The organism is Shewanella sp. 10N.286.52.A9 (genome assembly GCF_041468985.1).
Taxonomy (GTDB): Bacteria; Pseudomonadota; Gammaproteobacteria; order Enterobacterales; family Shewanellaceae; genus Shewanella; species Shewanella japonica.
The window spans coordinates 107,970-126,786 of record NZ_JBFRJQ010000025.1 but is presented as its reverse complement, the minus strand read 5'-3'; the positions used below and the strand labels follow the sequence as shown (position 1 = coordinate 126,786).

The following is an 18,817-nucleotide window of genomic DNA, read 5'->3' as shown; positions in this document are numbered from 1 at the left end:
ACTTATCACTAATCATAGATTGTTGGGATAGGTTGACGCTTGTGTTGCGTGCGCTTGTATATCGCGACCAACTTATCTTCAACATGACTCTCTACGTCTTTCCCTTCTAAAAAGTCATCAATTTGATCGTACGTAAGGCCTAATGCCACTTCATCTTCAAGTTGTGGCTTATCATCTTCTAAATCTGCTGTTGGTGCTTTTTTTACTAATATCTCAGGAGCACCTAAGAAACTTGCAAGCTGTCTGACTTGACGTTTATTAAGACCAAACAATGGCGCTAAATCACACGCGCCATCTCCGAACTTAGTGTAAAAACCAGTAATATTTTCAGCGCTATGATCGGTTCCTACGACTAAACCACCCGTTAATCCTGCAATATGATATTGAGCAATCATGCGCATTCTGGCTTTCACATTTCCTTTAACAAAATCAAGATTATCATTGTTACTTACCGCAATGCCTGCCTCTTCTAAACCAGTCACTGTCGCATTATGTACACCGACAACGCCATCAGCAATATTAACAGTCACTTGTTTAGATGGATGAATAAACTGACACGCTAATTGAGCCTCATCTTCATCTTTTTGCACTTGGTAAGGCAGGCGAACAGCAATAAATTGATAATTTTGTTCAGGGTTGTCAGCGTTTAAGCTATCTACAGCTAACTGACATAATCTACCTGTAACTGATGAATCAACACCACCACTAATGCCTAGTACCAAACTACGTGTATGTGCTTCAACTAACTTGGTTTTCAAAAATGCGACACGACGTTCGACTTCATAAGCTGGTTCAATCGCCTTAAGTACTTTCATTTCTCTTAAGATTTGTCCCTTCACAACGCTCTCCAATTTCTGTAGTCAATGCTGTTTTAATTACCCGATGGTACTTACAATGAGGTATTTACGCTCTAATTGGTATCCTACTGAATTTTACCACAGGTACCAAGTACTACTTATGCAATTTAAGTGCAATTTACGTAATAAAAAAGGCGAGCATATTACTATGCTCGCCTTTCAATTTATGCTGTAAATTTAACGTTCCCAGTATGACTCTTCAAGACTATCTTCACGCTCTGGTAAGCCACGAGAAAGTCTTGGACTATGTTGTGCCAAAACTTCATAAGCTACACGGTTTGCGTATTTACACACTTGTGAGAATGACGAGTAACATAAACCATCACGTTGATGTTTACTTGAGCCAGGTACATTTGTCTTATGGAAGGTATTAGCAGATAAGTCATGTAATAAGGCCGCTAATGCTCCGTCACCCGCTCCGTTAGTGTTTCTAATCAGTTCAGGTCCACCCATATATGGTGAAATATGTGCGAAGACTTTAATCGGAGTTTCACAATCTGCTTTTAATTTCGGGCGAGAAAACTCATAGCGGTTAAATTCAGGGATAGCGCCAGGTAATAGAGTATGACTGGTTGCACGCTTTTCTGAATCTTCTGCGTAGCCCGCAGTATATAAACCCAAAGGCCCTGCGGTACAAAGTACCATGTCACACCATTCAAGTGCCGCATCAGCAGCCAATAGTGGGTCGCTAAAGCCTGTTAACGCTTCGCCTTCATCTTCATTCATTGCCAAAATAGTCACATTTTCACGAATAAAGTTTTGCCACCAAGTTGGATCTTCTTGAATAAGGAAGCGGGTGCCCAATGTCAATACTACTGGGACCTCTGCTGCTTTTGCATATTCAATTGCTTTCATCGCAGCGGATGTCATGCCATCACCTTCACTGGCGCGCATTAAATAGGCTGTAATAACTAACGCAGAACTCCCCTGAATGACTTCTTGATTAATATATTCTGGGGTTAACTTATCCATTGAGCCTTTACTAATAGCAAAGGTACGCTCACCATTTTCAGAAATTAACGTAAAACAACGACCAATAGGACCATCTACAGGCTGTAAATAGTTTAAATCTACCTTTGATGAGGTATTACATAAATAACGGTAGGCGTAGCTCCCTACCATAATATTCTGGCTCATCACCCCGAATAACACAGAACGGTCATCCGCTAAAATTGAATAGTTATGAACCGTGTTACCAATGGTACCACCTGCAAATTCATCGCTGATCATCTCATTGTTTTTTAACTCGTTATAGAGTTCATGGGCTTGTTGGTCATCAATAAGGGTTGAGTTACCTTTTGGTAAACCATAACGCTCTAATAGTTCGTCTTCTACTTTGGCTTCAATATCCACCAAGGTTTGATCGATACCGCAAATGTAAGTTGAAAAAGATTGCTCTTGTTGGGTTAACTGAGCCAGTAATGGATCTCTGTTATTTACCGGGAAGTAATGCTTAGATTTGCGTTGACCAGGAAACTTCATCTTAAACTCTCTGAGTAGGCATCCGTGCTTAAAAGGATTGTGGATTGAACAGCATTTTATGCTTTATACCAAACGCTAATTTTAACACAAAAACAATCAACACCAATACTGATGTCAATCTTTGTCTCTTTTTGTGACAACTATTTTATTTATGCCATAAAAAAACCTGCAATGCAGGTCTTTTTATGAACAACAGTCGTTGGAACTGTAATTTTAGCAGCTAATTAACCTAGCAACTGTTTAACTTGCTCACTGACTGCCGCAACAGTTTGTGTACCATCAAACTTGGTGTACTGAGTGTTACCTTCAGCAGCCACTTTACCGTAGTATTCAACCAATGGCTTAGTTTGCTCATGGTAGATACCTAAGCGCTTACGTACTGTTGTTTCTTCATCATCTGGACGAATTGATAACTCTTCACCAGTTACGTCATCTTTACCTTCCACTTTTGGTGGATTGTAAACGATGTGGTAAACACGGCCAGAACCAGAATGCACACGACGGCCACTCATACGTTTAACGATTTCTTCATCAGGTACGTCAATCTCAACAACGTGATCAATTTCAATACCGTTTGCAACCATTGCATCAGCTTGTGGAATGGTACGTGGGAAACCATCAAGTAAGAACCCTTTAACACAATCATCTTGTGCGATACGTTCTTTAACTAAACCAATAATTAGGTCATCTGATACTAACTGGCCTGCATCCATTACTGATTTAGCTTCTAAGCCTAATGCTGTGCCAGCTTTAATTGCTGCACGAAGCATGTCTCCAGTTGAGATCTGTGGGATACCGTACTGCTCCATAATAAACTGAGCTTGTGTACCTTTACCGGCACCTGGGGCACCCAATAGAATAATGCGCATCTCAAAAGTCCTCTTTATTGCTTTCATATTTTTAGGCGGCGATTTTCGCACATTTAGTCCATCTTTAGAAGGTAAATAACCAAAGAGTTAGACCAATATCTAATAGCTCGCAACCTGTTAAATTTAGCGCTGTTTAATACAGCAAACTGTATAAACGACGACGATACTGATTGGCTATGGTGTTTCCTTGCCCTAAGGCAGTCAATATTTCCATGAACACCTGTTTGACTTTCCCGTCAGCCGCAGATAAATCTTTTTGTAAAATCGCAAAAAGGTTTTCTAATGCCTCTTCACCTCGGTTAGCTTGACTTAAGGCCTTGGCTAAATTGATTGAAATTTCAACATTATCTGGCTCAGCTTCTAACGCTTGTTGTAACTGACGAATTTCAGGTGTATCGGCTGCATCTTCAGCTAAAGCCAGTTTTGCTTTGAGGTTTTGATAATAGCTGTCTTGATCGGCAAGCCCAATAGTGTCTAATAAGGTTTTTGCATCACCAAGAATACCTAACTGCAAGTAGGCATCGACCATAAGTAATGCAACTTCAGCTTGGTTACCTGAATCAACATAAGCACTTTTTAGTAAGCTTAATGCCTCTTCTAATTGCTCTTTTGTCACCGTATCGCCAGCTAAAATAACTTTAGCCGCATTCACATCTTGTACCCATAATTCTGGTAAATGCTTATTGAGCATGTCCAAAACTTGCGCTTGTGATTGAACCCCGGCAAAACCATCGATAGGTTTACCTTGGCTTAATACCAAATGGGTGGGTAAGCTTTGAATTTGAAAATAGTTAGCAATCTCTAATTCGGCTTCACAGTTAACTTTAGCAAGAATGAATCGCCCAGCTTGCTCGTTAGCAATCTGCTCCATCACTTGAAGCATTTGCACGCTTTCAGGCTGCTGTTGAGCCCAAAAAGACATAACAACAAAGTTATCCATTGAGGCATCAACAACTTGTTGTATGTTCTCTTTGGTTAAATTAATAATATGTTCCATCGTGGATCCTTGTTAGCAGTGCTATTTATTCAGTATCACACTGGCTAAAAATAAACGCTAATAAAAAGCGGACACTCGGTCCGCTTGTTTATTATGACGACGCTTACTTCAAGCTTGCGACTAGCATTTCATTGGTTAACTTAATGAATGCAGAAGGATCCGCTAAGCTGCCTTTTTCAGAAAGCTGTGCTTGTTGAAGTAATAAGTCAGCCCAGTTAGCAAATAACTGTTCATCCTGTTCATTGTTCAAACGTTCAACTAATGGGTGATGCGGGTTGATTTCAAAGGTCGGTTTCGTTTCAGGCACTGGTTGACCCGCTGATTGCATAAGCTTGATCATTTGTGATGACATTTCACCTTCACCGGCCACAACACATGCAGGCGTGTCAGTTAAGCGCGAAGTTACTTTAACGTCTGCAACTTTTGCACCTAATGCCGTTTTCATACGTTCAACTAATGCTTGTGCTTCACCAGCAAGCTTTTCTTGAGCTTCTTTTTCATCAGCATCTTCAAGTTCACCTAACTCTAGATCACCACGTGTTACCGAATGCAATTTCTTGCCTTTGAATTCAGTTAAGTGGTTAATTAACCATTCATCAATACGCTCTGACATCAATAACACTTCGATGTCTTTCTTACGTAATAATTCAAGATGTGGGCTGTTTGCTGCCGCTTCATGACTGTCAGCAACAATGTAGTAAATCTTGTCTTGGCCTTCTTTCATACGGCCGATGTAATCATCTAATGACACGTCAGTTGCTGCGGTATTTGTGTGTGTAGAAGCAAAACGTAACAAGCCAGAAATACGCTCACGGTTAGCGAAATCTTCAGCAGGACCTTCTTTTAATACTTGACCGAATTCAGCCCAAAATGCTTGGTATTTCTCAGCATCATTTTTAGCCATTTTTTCAAGCATGCCTAACACACGCTTAGTCACACCGCTACGTAAAGCTTTAGTGATGCTGTTGTCTTGTAAAATTTCACGAGACACGTTTAAAGGTAAATCATTAGAGTCAATTAAGCCTTTTACAAAGCGAAGGTAAGTCGGCATAAATTGCTCAGCGTCATCCATAATGAATACACGTTGAACAAACAGTTTTAAGCCGTTTTTAGCATCACGGTTAAACATATCCCATGGTGCTTTACTTGGGATATACAATAAGCTCGTGTACTCTTGTTTACCTTCAACACGATTGTGAGACCAAGTTGCAGCATCACCGTAATCGTGAGAAATATGCTTGTAGAACTCTTGATACTCTTCATCAGAAATATCAGATTTGCTACGAGTCCAAAGCGCAGTGGCTTTGTTCATCGGTTTCCACTGACCTTCAGTAGCTGGAATCGCCTCGCCGCCTTCTTCTGTCGCTTCAACAGCAGGTGTACCTTCCTCAAACATCTCTACAGGTACAGAGATATGATCAGAGTATTTGGTGATAATTGAGCGTAAACGTGTGTCATCAGCAAACTCTTTTTCTTCTTCACGTAAATGCAGTGTAATTTCAGTACCACGGCTGTTTTTAGTAATGGTATCAACAGTAAAGTCACCTTCACCTTGTGATTCCCACACCACACCTTGGTTAACATCCGCACCTGCAGCGCGAGTACGAACAGTCACTTTATCAGCTACGATAAACGCCGAGTAGAAGCCCACACCGAACTGACCAATAAGTTGCGAATCTTTTGACTCTTCGCCAGATAAGTTTTTGAAGAAATCAGCAGTACCTGATTTAGCAATTGTCCCTAAATGTTCAATTACACCATCACGAGTCATACCGATACCGTTATCTTCAATCGTAACGGTGCCTTTTTCTTTATCGGTGCTGATGCGAACACGAAGTTCAGTGTCATCTTCAAATAATGTGTTATCAGTCAATGCAAGGTAACGTAACTTGTCTGCAGCATCAGCGGCATTTGAGACTAATTCACGTAAGAAAATTTCTTTATTTGAGTATAAAGAATGGATCATCAGATGAAGAAGTTGTTTTACTTCGGTTTGAAAGCCATGTGTTTCTTGTTGAGACATGAAAATTTCCCTTGGTTTAACGTTAATACAGCAGTTGTACTGAAATCTAATATTTGACGTTTCAATGCAACTAAAATTCTTTGTTACCTAGGAAATGGGGCGTGAAAATCAGTTTTCAAGGGAATTTTTTTCTGATGCCTAAAAAAAACGCAAAAAGGGCTAAATTAGCCCTTTTATTATTAACTCGTGTTCGTTTTACAGAGGAATACGCCCATTAAACGATAACGCTAAAGTCGTGCTATCGACATACTCAAGCTCGCCACCTACTGGCACACCATGAGCAATACGGCTGATAACCACCTTATGACGACGTGCGATATCCGCGATAAAGTGCGCTGTTGCATCACCTTCTACTGTAGGGTTTGTTGCCAAGATTAACTCTGTGACATCTTCTGAAGATAAATGCTGTTCAAGTAACTCAAGACCTAGTTCATCAGGGCCCACGCCATCAAGTGGTGACAAATGGCCTAATAACACAAAGTATCGTCCCATAAAATGGCCACCAGCTTCGATAGCAAGTACATCTGCAGGCGTTTCTACCACACATATAACGCCAGCGTTGCCTCGTTTAGGGCTACTGCAAATTGGGCATAATTCTTGTTCTGTAAACGTACGGCACGCTTGGCAATGCCCCACTTCACTCATAGAGCGCTCAAGAGCGTTTGCCAGTTTTTGCCCCGCTTTACGATTACGTTCCAATAACTGAAATGCCATACGCTGAGCAGACTTAGGCCCTACACCGGGTAAGCAACGTAATGATTCAATTAATTCATCAACTAGCGGACTAAATTTCATAACCTAATACTGGCCTTAACAGTGCTGTTGCACTTTATAAAAATGAGATTAGCTGACTCAACAATTTATCAGCTAAATGAATGGGTGATTATTATCGTAAGCGATAAAGATTGCAAAGAGTATCTGAGCCCAAAGCGCGGTTGGGCTTTAAAGCACTGTGAGTCGCTAATACGGAACCATTTATCCTCAACAGATAACCTCAAGCGGCCAGTGATATAATTTACTAGTTTCAAGAAGTGTTAGTCGCTAGCAACAACTCATCATCCTAATAAAACCTACAAACAGCTAGTCTGTTGGTAGGGTATCGTTTGCCGAACGATAGCGAAACACCTCTTCAAGAGGTAAATTAAATACCTCAGCAATCTTGAACGCGACTTCTAATGTCGGCGAATACTTATTTGATTCAATCGCCATTACCGTTTGTCTAGTGACACCGATGAGCTCAGCCAGTTGCTTTTGGGTCATTTCATCATTTAAAAATCGTAATGTACGGATAGAGTTACTGATCCCCATACCATCTTGATCCACTTTACCCATAAATATCTCCTGTGCGGCCTTTATACAATTGCACACCATAATGGGCTAATTCGGCAGTTAAAAATGCCACTAACAAAATGTGTAATGGTAAATGAGGAATCGGCTCAAACAAAATTATTTCAGCTTGTTTTTCTATTCCATATTGAACCATGGCTAAAATAACGCCGGTTTGTAAAACTATCGCCGAGTATTTGTAACCCACTAGGTTTATCTGTTTTTCTCGCACATCCATGGGTTGGTTTAATTCATCATCACTCACAAATGCTAATACAATATAACTCAGTACCATCAACACAACTGAGTAAATAATGATTTCGAGCAATACACCAGATAGCCACACTGTCGAGGCTAATTCTTCAGCACTGGCATAGTACATCCGGCTTAAGTAAATATAAAAAATATAGCCCGTTACAAGTAAATCAACCGATAAAGTCACTTCCCTAAAGCTGGTTTCTTGCAACCATTGATATAAATTCTGTTTATTGACCATGTTAACCTCACCTCACTCCATGTAAAAGATATTTAACTCGCAGTTAATTTATGCTTACTTACCATCCATGTCAAATATTTTTAACCTTAAGTTAGTTTTTTAGTACTTTAGTATGTGTATCAACCCACTTGGTCAAGCTTATGTCTCTTATCAAAACCAGCTCTTCACATCACAACCCGTCAATTATCATTTTAGACAACATCACCTAGAGGGACGAGCTCAAAATATAAAATACACTTACAAAACAGAACTTTAACAGTAAAAATGCAAGGTTAACAAAAGGGTTAGTATAATAAATTTAAAGCTGTTTTGACGAGTCAATAAAAGGATTAGTTGGGGATTAACGAGAGAAGTAACGGTAGGATTAATCGCAAGGACTTCTATTTAAACAAGGCTTACCAATTCACGTTAAGCTGATGAACGGCTTTATCTGAATAGGCTATCACATCAGCATAACCAGAATTTTGTGAAACATATAAACGAGTAACATGATATTGATATGCTGAACCACGTTGGGCTTGCGCTAATTTAATAGCCTTTTTAGCTGACTCACTATTGACCATTTCACTAACGCCTAAAAAAGTAACAAGCAGACCGATAACACCTAGTAGATAAGCTGATTTGGGTTGAGTTGTTTTATAGTTGGCCTTGAGCAAAAGTTGCAAAGACTCCTGAGAAGATAGCTGACTGTATATCCAAATAAATACAGCAACAAGCAAAGCAGCAACGCATATTGGTCCAATCACTGTCAGTGGGCTGAATTTCATTAATGCTATAAACAAAGCTGGCGGAGTCGCAAATAAAGTGTCAAACAATATACCAACAATCAGTACTGAGATAAAAATACTCAACCAACGTAATGTTTGAACCGTTTTAAGTCTACCTCGAAGTAGCAATACTCCTGAAATAACCCCAAAAATGGTAAAGCTTGAGACATAATTAGTTTGATTGATAATGCAAAAAATCATTACCGCAATATCAATCAAACCCAGTAAGAGTAATAACGCTGCAGCCTTTTTAAAAGGATGAATATTTTCTTCCATGAACAAACTCTTATACTATTTATTGGTTAAGCGTTTTATTTAATCAATTAACATGAGGTAAATTGACCCAATAAACACGACATTAAAACTCTAGATCTACACACTATAACCAAGCTATTAAGCAGTTACTAATATTAATACTTTCAATTACTAACAATTAATCGTCGTTAGTGATATTGAGCGAACTTCAGTATGAGTCCAAACCAAGTTAGAATCGATAACCCACATCAAGCATCCATTGGCCAGATTTAAAGCCGCTCGTTTCTTCTGAATAGCCAATGCTAGTCATAAAATGTTGACCAAACTCCCCTTTTACTCCAGCTGAAGCAACAAAACTATTATCGGTCTCGTTATTGCCTGCAGTTGATAATTTATCCCAAGACCAACCCGCTGTGACATAAGGTTTTAACACGACTGAGTTTGTTACATGATAAGGGATACCATAACCGATACTCGCCTGATATCGATCTAAATCTACTGTCGCTGTATTAAGCGCCCCATCTTTAGGATCAACGCTAGAATAATCATCTTTTGAGGTCGAACTTATCCTAAAATCAGTGAATAAATTGTCTTTTAATGACGGAACCAATACTCCTTGTGAGTACACTGAGTAACCGTCTAAAGTCTCACCATGGACAGAGTCAGTCGAATAACCTGCACCAACGGTTATACCTGAAAAGAAATCCCCTAGGGTTCCTGCTTGGCTTGAACCTGAAACTAACGCAAGTGTTAAAGCTAATAAAGTTAATTTTTTCATCATTATCTCTCCAAAAATGTGTCTAGGTTCAGTATTGAATATACCGAGCAACAAAAAGAGGTAGAGGTTAATTTTAGCTTTTCACCTTTTAAGGTCTGGACTACTATGAATCTAATAAGTCATAGATATTAAGATGAATAATTCGATGGATAATTCTGCCACGACAATACAGTTACAACGACTCAATCAATTAGAGACTCGGTTTGGACGAAATGTAAAAAATGTAGATAAATTTGAACTTGCAGAAGCGTTAATATGCTCAACTCGAAATGTAACAAACATAATGAAAAGCTTGTCTGCATTAGGATGGATAACTTGGAACCCTGGACGAGGCAGGGGCAATAAATCAAGCTTTTCGATTGTGCACTCTTTTGAAGAGTTACTCATCGCACGGTTAAAAAATATGTGCCAACACGGCAGTTTAAATCAAGCTTTTCAATACGCTGAAACGTTTCACTACCAGCATACTTTCAAACAACATCTTTCCCAGTGGCTTAAAACAAACCCAGAAGAGATTGAACGTTCAGATGAACTTATCTCATTAGTTAATTACTCCTTACCAGCATGCCACCCAATTAAAATGACTGATTTGAATGCTGGTCTTTATGTCAACGCGCTATTTGATACTTTAATCAACTATCACCCTGAAACGGCATCTTTTACCCCTAGTTTAGCTCACCAGTTTACTAAAACTGCTAAGGGTTATGCCTTTAGAATCAGACCCGATGTATATTTTCATAATGGTGTATTGCTCACTCCTGAATATATCAAAAGTCATTTATTAACACTTAAAAGTCATGCCCCTTTGCACGCTTATTTATTCGAAAGTATCAAAAGCATACAGGTGAATAAAAGATGGGTAGAAGTTGAATTGTTATTCGATGACCCGTTATTTCTTCATGGGTTATCTGATATCCACAGCGCAGTCTTTTTAAAAGATGACAAGCATCCCGACTTTCCTATTGGTACCGGAAGTTATTGCTGGGAATCCAGAAATGATGAACATTGGTCGCTTAGTAAAAATGAACATTATTTTGGTGTAAATGGCATTCTTAAGCGTGCTGACTTTTGGTCAAATAAAGATATCAGCACTCATAATATGAGCCATGTTATAGAGCAAGAAAGTACACTACAAACAATACCTCAATCCCCCTTGCTTACTCATTCAAAACTAGCAGGTTGCTATGCATTGTGCTTGAGCCATCGACTGCCCCTCAACACGAGAAAGGCATTAATCCCATTGGTGTTACAACAGGCTAACTCTATTCACCCTGAACTGCCGTTATGCCAAACGCTTTTCGGTAATATTGCTATTAATGTCAAAAACAATCATGACAACGAAAACAACCAAGTCCATGCAGCAAAAAGAAATACCCCCTCAAATTCAGAAACTGAACTCATTACAGGAACAATTGCTTTTTGGGACTCAAACTCAGAGGTATCAACTTTTATTCAAGAATCTTTAGAGAGCTTAGGGTTAACACTGTATTTGGTGTCAGATAAAAGCAAAGCTGACATGTGGATCTCAGAATATTTATTTGGCAAAAATACCTTACTTGATCATTATTACTGGTTATTAGTAAGTGATACTGCACAGCATTTATTGCCATCATTACAACGTAAACAATGGCTAGAATGGGCAAAATCGACAAATGATCTAAATGATTATTTATCTGATATAGAAGAGGAATGTAAAACAAATCACTACATTACGCCATTATGGGGAAAATCAATCACATTTAAAACGCATAAATCTCTAAGGGGAGAAAAGACTGATTCATTAGGTTTAATGACACTGGCAAATTTATGGTTTGATAAACGTAAACAATAAAATTATGTATCCCTTCACTCCTAATTAATGATAGTAGATTCATGACATCGGAATAAGATGTAAAAGCTAACAACAACAGCCTTTGAACAGCGCAATACATTAGCCCAGAGCGGTGATTTAATACTTAATGTCAATAATGAAAAAACCAAATCAATTGTTGGACTTGATTAACTGACTAGATCATTACACAGGACATTCAGCTTGTTTCATCTTATAGTCGAATTACCCACAAAAAAGCCCAAGTCAATGACTCAGGCTTTCATTTAAACTTAACTAGACTAAAACAGTCTTAGAATGGCATTTTCATTCCTGGCGGTAATTGCATACCACCGGTAACTTCTGCCATTTTAGCTTTTTGGTTTTCTTCGATGCGACGTGCAGCGTCGTTGAATGCTGCAGCAATAAGATCTTCCAACATTTCTTTATCGTCTTCCATTAAGCTTGGGTCAATGTCAACTTTACGAATGTTGTGTGAACCCGTCATGGTGACTTTTACTAAACCGGCACCCGCTTCACCCGTCATTTCGGTTTGTGCGATTTCTTCCTGCATTTTAGCCATTTTGTCTTGCATCATTTGGGCTTGTTTCATTAAGTTGCCCATACCGCCTTTTCCAAACATAGTCTTTTCTCTTAATTAGGTTATTAGCAAGCCGCCAAAGTGGGGCTAATCTTACTGTAAAAAAATAAATTGGCAATAAAACTGCGTTTATTGCAATCAAACTTTTGAAGTTAACAACGCTTTAGTTGATTTATTGTGCAACTAAAGCAGGAATTTGTTGCCCTATTGCTTGTAACTTCTCCGCTGGATACACCAAGGTATCTGGATTTAGCTGTGCAGCTAATCGACTAAACATCCATTGTACGTTGTCATCATTAATTAAAGCGTAATTTGCATTCGCTAATAATTCACGATGAAATCTTTTTCTTAACTCAAGTGGGGTTTCATGTGCTTTATCTACACCAACGGTAATCTCAACCGTGGTCGGCACGCCCATGTGTTCTGTTAATGCAACTTGCAGTTGCTCAATGGCGATGTCCGCTGCTAGATGCTTTTGATCTGGCTTTAACAGTAATGGAATCGGATTACTCAAGCTTTGACAAACTGAGTTAACAGCGAGCTGCCTTACCCTACCACCAATACTGAGTGATGCCATGACTTTATACCAGTGTAAATCAAGTTCATCACCCGATATTTCATGTTCGCCATTGACCGCAAGCGCAGTGGGTTTAGGTATCGACGTCACCTGCTGGTTGGTATCGACTTGAGCCACTGCCTCGACAACGCCTAGATTTGGGCTTGAATCATGGCTTTGCTGCTCACCATTGCCAGCTTGCAAATCAGTAACCTGTGCATCAGCAACCGCATTTTGTGTATCTTTTATTGCTTGTGCATTGGCCATTGGCGGTTCAATTGCATCTTGTGGTTTATTCCAAGGTGCTTGCTCTTCAATCTGCGCGCCTTTATCTGTAACGTTCGCACTATCAATAACGTCAGTGTTTGCTGAGCTTATACTGTCATTATGATGAGACGCTTGATTGAGTGATTGATGTTCCGTCTGGCTATTATGTGTTTGCTCTGTATCTTGAGTAGCACGTTGTCCTTCTGCGGCATGGTTACTGCGTGGTGCGGGTACCTTAATACTAGGACTCGCTGCCGCCTGTTGCTTTTTTGCTTGCTCTCCTTGACTTGTGAGTGAGTTTAACTCTGCTTTCAAGGAATCATTAGTTGCTAAAACGGCATCCAGTAGCGCATCTAAATCATCGCTACTTTCAGTACTTTCTGTTGTTTTAGCGGCCTCAACCTGTGAATCATTTGTCGATGCAGCGACAGGCTGCTCAGGTTGATACGACGCCATATCACCTAGCCCATAGTCAGCATTATTATCGTCACTGTCAGCCTGTGAAAATTGCTCATAAGCATCCATTGGCATCCCATCATCAGATGAATAGGTTGCTTGGGGCTCAGCACTCTCTTCTGGCTTATCTGCAGGGGCATTTGCCTCTAAAGCTAAAGAGCCTGACTTTGATTGAGGTGGCGTTTGTATGTTTTCGCCCGAATCAATATCAAGCGCCTGCGTCGCCGCTTGTTTATCCTCACTCGCTTGCGGTGCATTAGCCGATGACGCTTGCACTTTCGTTGGTGTGCTTTGCGATAATGATTCAGCTTGTTGGCCAAAACCTAAACTGTCCGCTTGGCTTAATAGCAATGCTTGTTCGGCAGCTATCGCTTCATCAGATTGAGCTTGAATCGAGTCAGTAGACTCAGACTGAGTAACTGGATGTAAGTTAGCATCTGCAACCTTGCTGTTAGCTGACTCATTGAGCGTATTACCGGTATTTACGAGTGTATCAACCACTGGCGTAACAGGTTTTACAACATCATGCTTTTTAGGTTCAGCAGCGGTGTTCTGCACTGAGGGTTCAGGTAATGCAATCTTTGCAGCTTCATCAGTATGCCAACGTTTTACAGGCTTTTCCGGTACAAAGGCAATCGCTCTTATTAGCGCCATTTCAAGCCCTGACTTAGGGTCAGGAGCATAAGATAACTCTTTGCGCCCAGCGAGTAACAGCTGATAATACAACTGCACTTGCTCTGGCGAGAGTTGTTGAGCAAAAGCGAGTATTTGTTCACTATAAAGTGATTGCTGCGCAGCTGCAGGGGCGAATTGGCTTAACGTAATTTGATGAAGTAATTCAAGTAAGCTTCTTAGCACTTCATCAGCGTCAGCTCCAAAGCTGAGCACTTGACTGGTTGTCATCATTAAATGCCCGACGTCGGCATCGCAAAGCGCCTTGAGTAAAGCAAGCACTTGTTGAGTATCAATACTGCCTAACATCGACTGTACTTGCTGATGCATGACTTGGCCGCTACCAAATGCAATGGCTTGGTCGGTTAAGCTAAGTGCATCACGCATACTACCATTAGCCGCTTTAGCCAATAAAGTCAGCGCTTGAGGCTCATACTCAAGCTGCTCTTGAGTTAAAATGAAATCCAGTTGTTGACTGATTTCATCTTGCGACAAGCTTTTTAAATTAAACTGTAAACACCGAGATAAAACGGTGACTGGTAGCTTTTGAGGATCCGTTGTAGCCAATAAGAATTTGACGTGCTCAGGGGGCTCTTCCAAGGTTTTAAGCAAAGCATTAAAACTGCTTCGCGACAACATATGCACTTCATCAATCAAGTAAACTTTGAAACGCCCACGAGATGGTTTGTATTGAACGTTATCCAGTAACTCACGAGTGTCATCGACCTTAGTTCGTGATGCCGCATCGACTTCAATTAAGTCTACAAACCGACCTTGAGCGATTTCAACACAGCTCGAACACACTCCACAAGGTGCTGAGGTCACCCCTTGCTCACAGTTAAGCCCTTTAGCAAATAGTCGAGCTAAACTGGTTTTACCGACACCACGGGTGCCTGTAAATAAATATGCGTGATGTAAGCGCTGCTGAGTTAATGCATTTGTTAGAGCTAATAAGACATGTGACTGCCCTACCATCTCTTCAAATTTTGCAGGCCGCCATTTACGGGCTAACACCTGATAAGACATGGAATTCCCCAAGCTTTAATAAAACGGGTTGAGTAAGCTTCATTTTACCCAAAAATAAATTTAACAATAACATGCAAGTCAATGCTGCGCTATTGATACACAATTTAGCGAGCGGGTTTGCCCAAGAATTACACTAACCATTTCGCTGTATTGACGTTAATCCTGATTTACAGATATAAAAAAGCAGCGCTTGATAACGAATATGCAAGCACTGCCTTGATATAATGACGAGGTCATTGGGTAAATCGATTACTCACCTTCAAACTCACAAAGGGTCAAAATTTCGATACCCAATGCTTCAATGCGTTTTTCGCCACCGATATCAGGCAACGAAATAACAAATGCAGCATGCTCGACTTCACCACCGAGTTCACGAATTAGCTTAACAGTGGCTTCGATTGTGCCACCAGTAGCAAGTAAGTCGTCAACCACAAGCACTTTATCACCAGGCTGAATGGCATCAACATGAATTTCTAAGGTATCTTTTCCGTATTCAAGGTCGTAAGTTTGCGCAATTGTTTTGCGTGGTAGTTTTCCAGGTTTACGAACCGGAACAAAACCAACGCCGAGTTCTAAAGCCAGCGGCGCTCCAAACAAAAAACCACGAGCCTCTGTACCTACAACTTTAGTAAAGCCAAGTGACTTGTAATGCTCAACAAACATCGCAATCGTGGCTTGGTAGGCTTCAGCATTTTCTAATAAGCTGGTGACATCACGGAACATAATGCCCGGAATGGGATAGTCAGGAATGGCTTTAATGCTGTCTTTGATTAACGCTAAACTTGCTGAATTCATAGTCATAATAGATTGTCTATTTAAAAAGGAATGGATTAATAGCCAGTTATTGGTATTTGATTACACTTAAAATGCAAAAATAGTATCTGACATATCACTCGATTGGAGGTGATAGTAAGCATGTTTCAATACAGTTGCAACTCGAGAGCAAAATTCCGGCAACTTTTAATCTAACTCTGGGATCTGCCACAAAAAAAGTAACAGTATACATAACATACAAACTAACATGATTTGCACCCAAAGCAGTGGCACGATGGCGATACTGACCACGAAACTTAGCGTCGTCATAATCATGGCTTTTCGCTTCAAGCGTTTGTTAATTGATCGCTTATTTTGCCAGTCATTGAGCCCTTGAGAAAACCAAGGATGTGTCATCAGCCAATTGTGTAACCTGTCACTTGAGCGAGCAAAGCAATAAGCTGCAAGCAAGATAAATGGTACAGTCGGTAGTAAAGGAACCACAATACCAATCGTTCCCAGCGTGACGCTGGTTAACCCAGTAATTAAAAACAAGCCACGTTTTAGGGGCATAATTCTCCAAACTCAATCAAAAAAACCATTCAATAGAATGGTTTTTAGTTTACCGATGCTATAAAAATACATCGATATCATAACTGAGATCAGCAGTTAAATTAAGCCTGCAAGTCTCAACGCAGAAATAGAAGCTGGTAATGTTGGTAAAAGTAAAACAAGGATAAAACCAATAAAATACAGAATGTTAAATGGGTCTTTAAACGGCTGACTCATGTTATTTGATTCCTAAGAGTTAAGTTGACCACCTACCGGCAGCGTGAAGTAGATCACAAAATCCGCGCCATTGTAAGTAAAAAGGCCTACAATAAAAACCCTAAAAATTTTAAGCCATTTATTATCCTGTTTATCCTCTACTCTCTCGACAAATAATCTGTTTTTCAGCCAACTGTTGTAACATCTGTAAGCAGCCGCTGGCTAAAGTTTCTGAAGTCATTTGCGGGTAAGATTGTTTAAGCCATTCTATTATATCTGAAAAATAACATTGCTCGGCTTGATTAATGTATGCGAGCACTTGCGCTGTTAATGGGTTTAACTGTAAAAAGTTTACCTCATCAGCTTGATCTCGGTATATACAAAAACTATGTGGTAGCTCACTCGGCTCTGTTGGCTGATAGTCAAGACTGATGTGCTGCACATCGTATTGATATTGTGCAACGGTCGCTGTGTCTGACAGTGTGAGCGGTAGCTCGGTAATCATATCTCTAGCGATAGCCACTTGCTTGTCGTTATCAAAGGCAGCTGAAATATAAAGCTCTAACCACTCATAATGGGCCAACTCCACCATAAACGGCGGATCGTAATCTTTTGCTTGATAATCCGTTTGTAAAAAAGCGATAAATTCTTGTGAAATTTCAACAAACAAAGGTGTCTTACAGTCAAAACTAACAAAAAACTCTTGGATTAATTTAAGCCAAGCATCATCAGTGTATAACGATTTAAGAACAGGAAAAGCACTCGATACGAACCCATTAATGTTATTAAAAAACAATTCCCGATAAACCGTCATCCGTTCAAGGCTTATTCCTTCAGGCAAGGGTTTACTGGGGTCGCGAATGTAATCCATAAACTCATATTGAGTATCAATAAAGCTCATTAGGCACTCCTTGACTTAGCCTGTAATAATGCCTGTTGTTGGTAATAATGAATCTGATTAATTTCAATCAATAACTCTGGCGTTTCAGGAATATTAAAATCTCGCTCTAATAAGGTAGGAAACACGCCATGCTGCTGATAGCTTTGCTGTAATAATTTCCACACAGGGTCTATAACATCTGCACCATGAGTGTCGACCATCAGGTCTGACGATTCTTCGTAATGCCCTGCTATGTGCATATATTCAATACGTTCAGTTGGCATAGAAGCTAAAAACTCAGCCGCATCATATTGATGGTTAATTGAATTAACGTAAATATTATTTACATCAAGCAGTAATTTACAATCAGCTTCAGCTAATACCGCATTGACAAAGGTTTGTTCATTCATCTGCGCACCAGGCGCTGCATAAAAAGACACATTTTCAAGAATAAATGGGCGCTCGAGAATGTCTTCAACTTGTTTTATACGTTTAGCGACGTAAGTGACTGCTTCATCAGTAAACGGAATTGGCATCAAGTCATACATGTGACCCGTACCGGAACAGTAGCTTAAATGTTCAGAATAAATAGAGATCTGATGTAAATCGAGAAACGCTTTTATTTGTTTAACAAATTCAGTATCAAGCTCTTCAGGGCTGCCAATTGACAAGGACAAACCATGGCAAAAGAAATCATGCTGCTCAGTGAGTTGCCTAAACTGTTTGCCAAACTTTCCTCCCAGAGTCATCCAGTTTTCTGGCGCCACTTCAAAGAAGTTAATCTCATCTGGCACTTGCTGACAAAACTCATCAAGCATCTCTCGGCGTAAACCCAGCCCAACTTTTGCTTGCTCTGCCATTACAACACTCCGTCTGTTACTTTTTATCAATTAAAAAGGCCTGCATAACAGGCCTTATCATGACGTACTTTACATTCACATTAAACATTCAATGGGGTAAAAAAATGTTATGGATGTAAAGTTTATATGCTAGTAAATGAATTACTTAGCACCACCACATTTGCCTTCACCGCATTTGCCTTCTTTGGCTTTTTTGTCGCCGCCGCATTTACCTTCACCACACTTACCTTCTTTGGCTTTCATGTCGCCGCCGCATTTACCTTCGCCACACTTGCCTTCTTTGGCTTTCATGTCGCCGCCGCATTTACCTTCGCCACACTT

17 protein-coding genes and 1 pseudogene are annotated in these 18,817 nt (G+C 40.0%); 1 reads left to right on the top strand and 17 read right to left on the bottom strand.

Going from position 1 to position 18,817, the window contains the following annotated elements:
- Nucleotides 1–8 precede the first annotated feature (8 nt).
- From nadE to AB4128_RS16215, 10 genes are all read right to left on the bottom strand, one after another.
- Nucleotides 9–839, bottom strand: coding sequence for an ammonia-dependent NAD(+) synthetase (gene nadE / locus AB4128_RS16260; RefSeq protein WP_372038290.1), 831 nt, complete (start codon nt 837–839; stop codon nt 9–11).
- Nucleotides 840–1,034: 195 nt separating this feature from the next.
- Nucleotides 1,035–2,339 (bottom strand): inosine/guanosine kinase, encoded by a 1,305-nt coding sequence (locus tag AB4128_RS16255; protein ID WP_055024641.1) that lies wholly within the window; start codon nt 2,337–2,339, stop codon nt 1,035–1,037.
- A 224-nt stretch (nt 2,340–2,563) separates the two neighbouring features.
- On the bottom strand, nt 2,564–3,208 hold the full coding sequence (adk, locus tag AB4128_RS16250; protein ID WP_055024642.1) for an adenylate kinase: 645 nt from the start codon (nt 3,206–3,208) through the stop codon (nt 2,564–2,566).
- A 133-nt stretch (nt 3,209–3,341) separates the two neighbouring features.
- A complete protein-coding gene (locus tag AB4128_RS16245) occupies nt 3,342–4,205 on the bottom strand; it encodes a tetratricopeptide repeat protein (protein WP_119969417.1) in 864 nt (287 codons plus the stop codon).
- 103 nt (nt 4,206–4,308) lie between these two features.
- On the bottom strand, nt 4,309–6,228 hold the full coding sequence (gene htpG, locus AB4128_RS16240; RefSeq protein ID WP_372038287.1) for a molecular chaperone HtpG: 1,920 nt from the start codon (nt 6,226–6,228) through the stop codon (nt 4,309–4,311).
- 195 nt (nt 6,229–6,423) lie between these two features.
- Nucleotides 6,424–7,023 carry a recombination mediator RecR gene (gene recR, locus AB4128_RS16235; protein ID WP_372038285.1) on the bottom strand — a complete coding sequence of 200 codons (600 nt, stop codon included), beginning with the start codon at nt 7,021–7,023 and terminating at the stop codon, nt 6,424–6,426.
- A 285-nt stretch (nt 7,024–7,308) separates the two neighbouring features.
- Entirely contained in the window at nt 7,309–7,560 is a 252-nt protein-coding gene (locus AB4128_RS16230; RefSeq protein WP_372038283.1) for a helix-turn-helix transcriptional regulator, read from the bottom strand.
- Entirely contained in the window at nt 7,553–8,050 is a 498-nt protein-coding gene (locus AB4128_RS16225) for a hypothetical protein (RefSeq protein WP_372038282.1), read from the bottom strand. The genes AB4128_RS16230 and AB4128_RS16225 overlap by 8 nt, the downstream gene beginning before the upstream one ends.
- Before the next feature lie 395 nt (nt 8,051–8,445).
- Nucleotides 8,446–9,093 carry a hypothetical protein gene (locus AB4128_RS16220; protein WP_372038281.1) on the bottom strand — a complete coding sequence of 216 codons (648 nt, stop codon included), beginning with the start codon at nt 9,091–9,093 and terminating at the stop codon, nt 8,446–8,448.
- A 208-nt stretch (nt 9,094–9,301) separates the two neighbouring features.
- Nucleotides 9,302–9,853, bottom strand: a complete 552-nt coding sequence (locus tag AB4128_RS16215; RefSeq protein WP_372038280.1) for an outer membrane beta-barrel protein — start codon at nt 9,851–9,853, stop codon at nt 9,302–9,304.
- Nucleotides 9,854–9,983: 130 nt separating this feature from the next.
- On the opposite strand from AB4128_RS16215, the gene AB4128_RS16210 reads away from it, so the two are divergent.
- A complete protein-coding gene (locus AB4128_RS16210; protein ID WP_372038279.1) occupies nt 9,984–11,681 on the top strand; it encodes an SgrR family transcriptional regulator in 1,698 nt (565 codons plus the stop codon).
- 289 nt (nt 11,682–11,970) lie between these two features.
- Here AB4128_RS16210 and AB4128_RS16205 read toward each other — a convergent pair whose 3' ends face one another.
- From AB4128_RS16205 to AB4128_RS16175, 7 genes and pseudogenes are all read right to left on the bottom strand, one after another.
- The gene (locus AB4128_RS16205; protein ID WP_055024650.1) at nt 11,971–12,300 is read right to left on the bottom strand and encodes a YbaB/EbfC family nucleoid-associated protein; all 330 of its coding nucleotides are present in this window, start codon (nt 12,298–12,300) and stop codon (nt 11,971–11,973) included.
- A gap of 130 nt (nt 12,301–12,430) precedes the next feature.
- On the bottom strand, nt 12,431–15,235 hold the full coding sequence (gene dnaX / locus AB4128_RS16200) for a DNA polymerase III subunit gamma/tau (protein WP_372038278.1): 2,805 nt from the start codon (nt 15,233–15,235) through the stop codon (nt 12,431–12,433).
- Between the two features lie 249 nt (nt 15,236–15,484).
- Nucleotides 15,485–16,036, bottom strand: coding sequence for an adenine phosphoribosyltransferase (apt, locus tag AB4128_RS16195; RefSeq protein WP_055024652.1), 552 nt, complete (start codon nt 16,034–16,036; stop codon nt 15,485–15,487).
- 159 nt (nt 16,037–16,195) lie between these two features.
- Nucleotides 16,196–16,561 (bottom strand): YbaN family protein, encoded by a 366-nt coding sequence (locus AB4128_RS16190; RefSeq protein ID WP_065110571.1) that lies wholly within the window; start codon nt 16,559–16,561, stop codon nt 16,196–16,198.
- A gap of 346 nt (nt 16,562–16,907) precedes the next feature.
- The gene (locus tag AB4128_RS16185) at nt 16,908–17,657 is read right to left on the bottom strand and encodes a DUF2063 domain-containing protein (RefSeq protein WP_372038277.1); all 750 of its coding nucleotides are present in this window, start codon (nt 17,655–17,657) and stop codon (nt 16,908–16,910) included.
- Nucleotides 17,657–18,496 carry a DUF692 domain-containing protein gene (locus AB4128_RS16180; protein WP_372038276.1) on the bottom strand — a complete coding sequence of 280 codons (840 nt, stop codon included), beginning with the start codon at nt 18,494–18,496 and terminating at the stop codon, nt 17,657–17,659. The genes AB4128_RS16185 and AB4128_RS16180 overlap by 1 nt, the downstream gene beginning before the upstream one ends.
- A 141-nt stretch (nt 18,497–18,637) precedes the next feature.
- Nucleotides 18,638–18,817, bottom strand: a pseudogene (locus AB4128_RS16175) (hypothetical protein); the annotation flags it as partial.

What these genes read in the sequence shown, in the direction of transcription:
- AB4128_RS16205 (WP_055024650.1), bottom strand. Translation starts at nt 12,300, where the DNA reads ATGTTTGGAAAAGGCGGTATGGGCAACTTAATGAAACAAGCCCAAATG.
- htpG (WP_372038287.1), bottom strand. Translation starts at nt 6,228, where the DNA reads ATGTCTCAACAAGAAACACATGGCTTTCAAACCGAAGTAAAACAACTT.
- AB4128_RS16225 (WP_372038282.1), bottom strand. Translation starts at nt 8,050, where the DNA reads ATGGTCAATAAACAGAATTTATATCAATGGTTGCAAGAAACCAGCTTT.
- AB4128_RS16220 (WP_372038281.1), bottom strand. Translation starts at nt 9,093, where the DNA reads ATGGAAGAAAATATTCATCCTTTTAAAAAGGCTGCAGCGTTATTACTC.
- AB4128_RS16215 (WP_372038280.1), bottom strand. Translation starts at nt 9,853, where the DNA reads ATGATGAAAAAATTAACTTTATTAGCTTTAACACTTGCGTTAGTTTCA.
- AB4128_RS16180 (WP_372038276.1), bottom strand. Translation starts at nt 18,496, where the DNA reads ATGGCAGAGCAAGCAAAAGTTGGGCTGGGTTTACGCCGAGAGATGCTT.
- AB4128_RS16185 (WP_372038277.1), bottom strand. Translation starts at nt 17,657, where the DNA reads ATGAGCTTTATTGATACTCAATATGAGTTTATGGATTACATTCGCGAC.
- AB4128_RS16210 (WP_372038279.1), top strand. Translation starts at nt 9,984, where the DNA reads ATGAATAATTCGATGGATAATTCTGCCACGACAATACAGTTACAACGA.
- AB4128_RS16190 (WP_065110571.1), bottom strand. Translation starts at nt 16,561, where the DNA reads ATGCCCCTAAAACGTGGCTTGTTTTTAATTACTGGGTTAACCAGCGTC.
- AB4128_RS16230 (WP_372038283.1), bottom strand. Translation starts at nt 7,560, where the DNA reads ATGGGTAAAGTGGATCAAGATGGTATGGGGATCAGTAACTCTATCCGT.
- AB4128_RS16255 (WP_055024641.1), bottom strand. Translation starts at nt 2,339, where the DNA reads ATGAAGTTTCCTGGTCAACGCAAATCTAAGCATTACTTCCCGGTAAAT.
- dnaX (WP_372038278.1), bottom strand. Translation starts at nt 15,235, where the DNA reads ATGTCTTATCAGGTGTTAGCCCGTAAATGGCGGCCTGCAAAATTTGAA.
- apt (WP_055024652.1), bottom strand. Translation starts at nt 16,036, where the DNA reads ATGACTATGAATTCAGCAAGTTTAGCGTTAATCAAAGACAGCATTAAA.
- adk (WP_055024642.1), bottom strand. Translation starts at nt 3,208, where the DNA reads ATGCGCATTATTCTATTGGGTGCCCCAGGTGCCGGTAAAGGTACACAA.
- recR (WP_372038285.1), bottom strand. Translation starts at nt 7,023, where the DNA reads ATGAAATTTAGTCCGCTAGTTGATGAATTAATTGAATCATTACGTTGC.
- AB4128_RS16245 (WP_119969417.1), bottom strand. Translation starts at nt 4,205, where the DNA reads ATGGAACATATTATTAATTTAACCAAAGAGAACATACAACAAGTTGTT.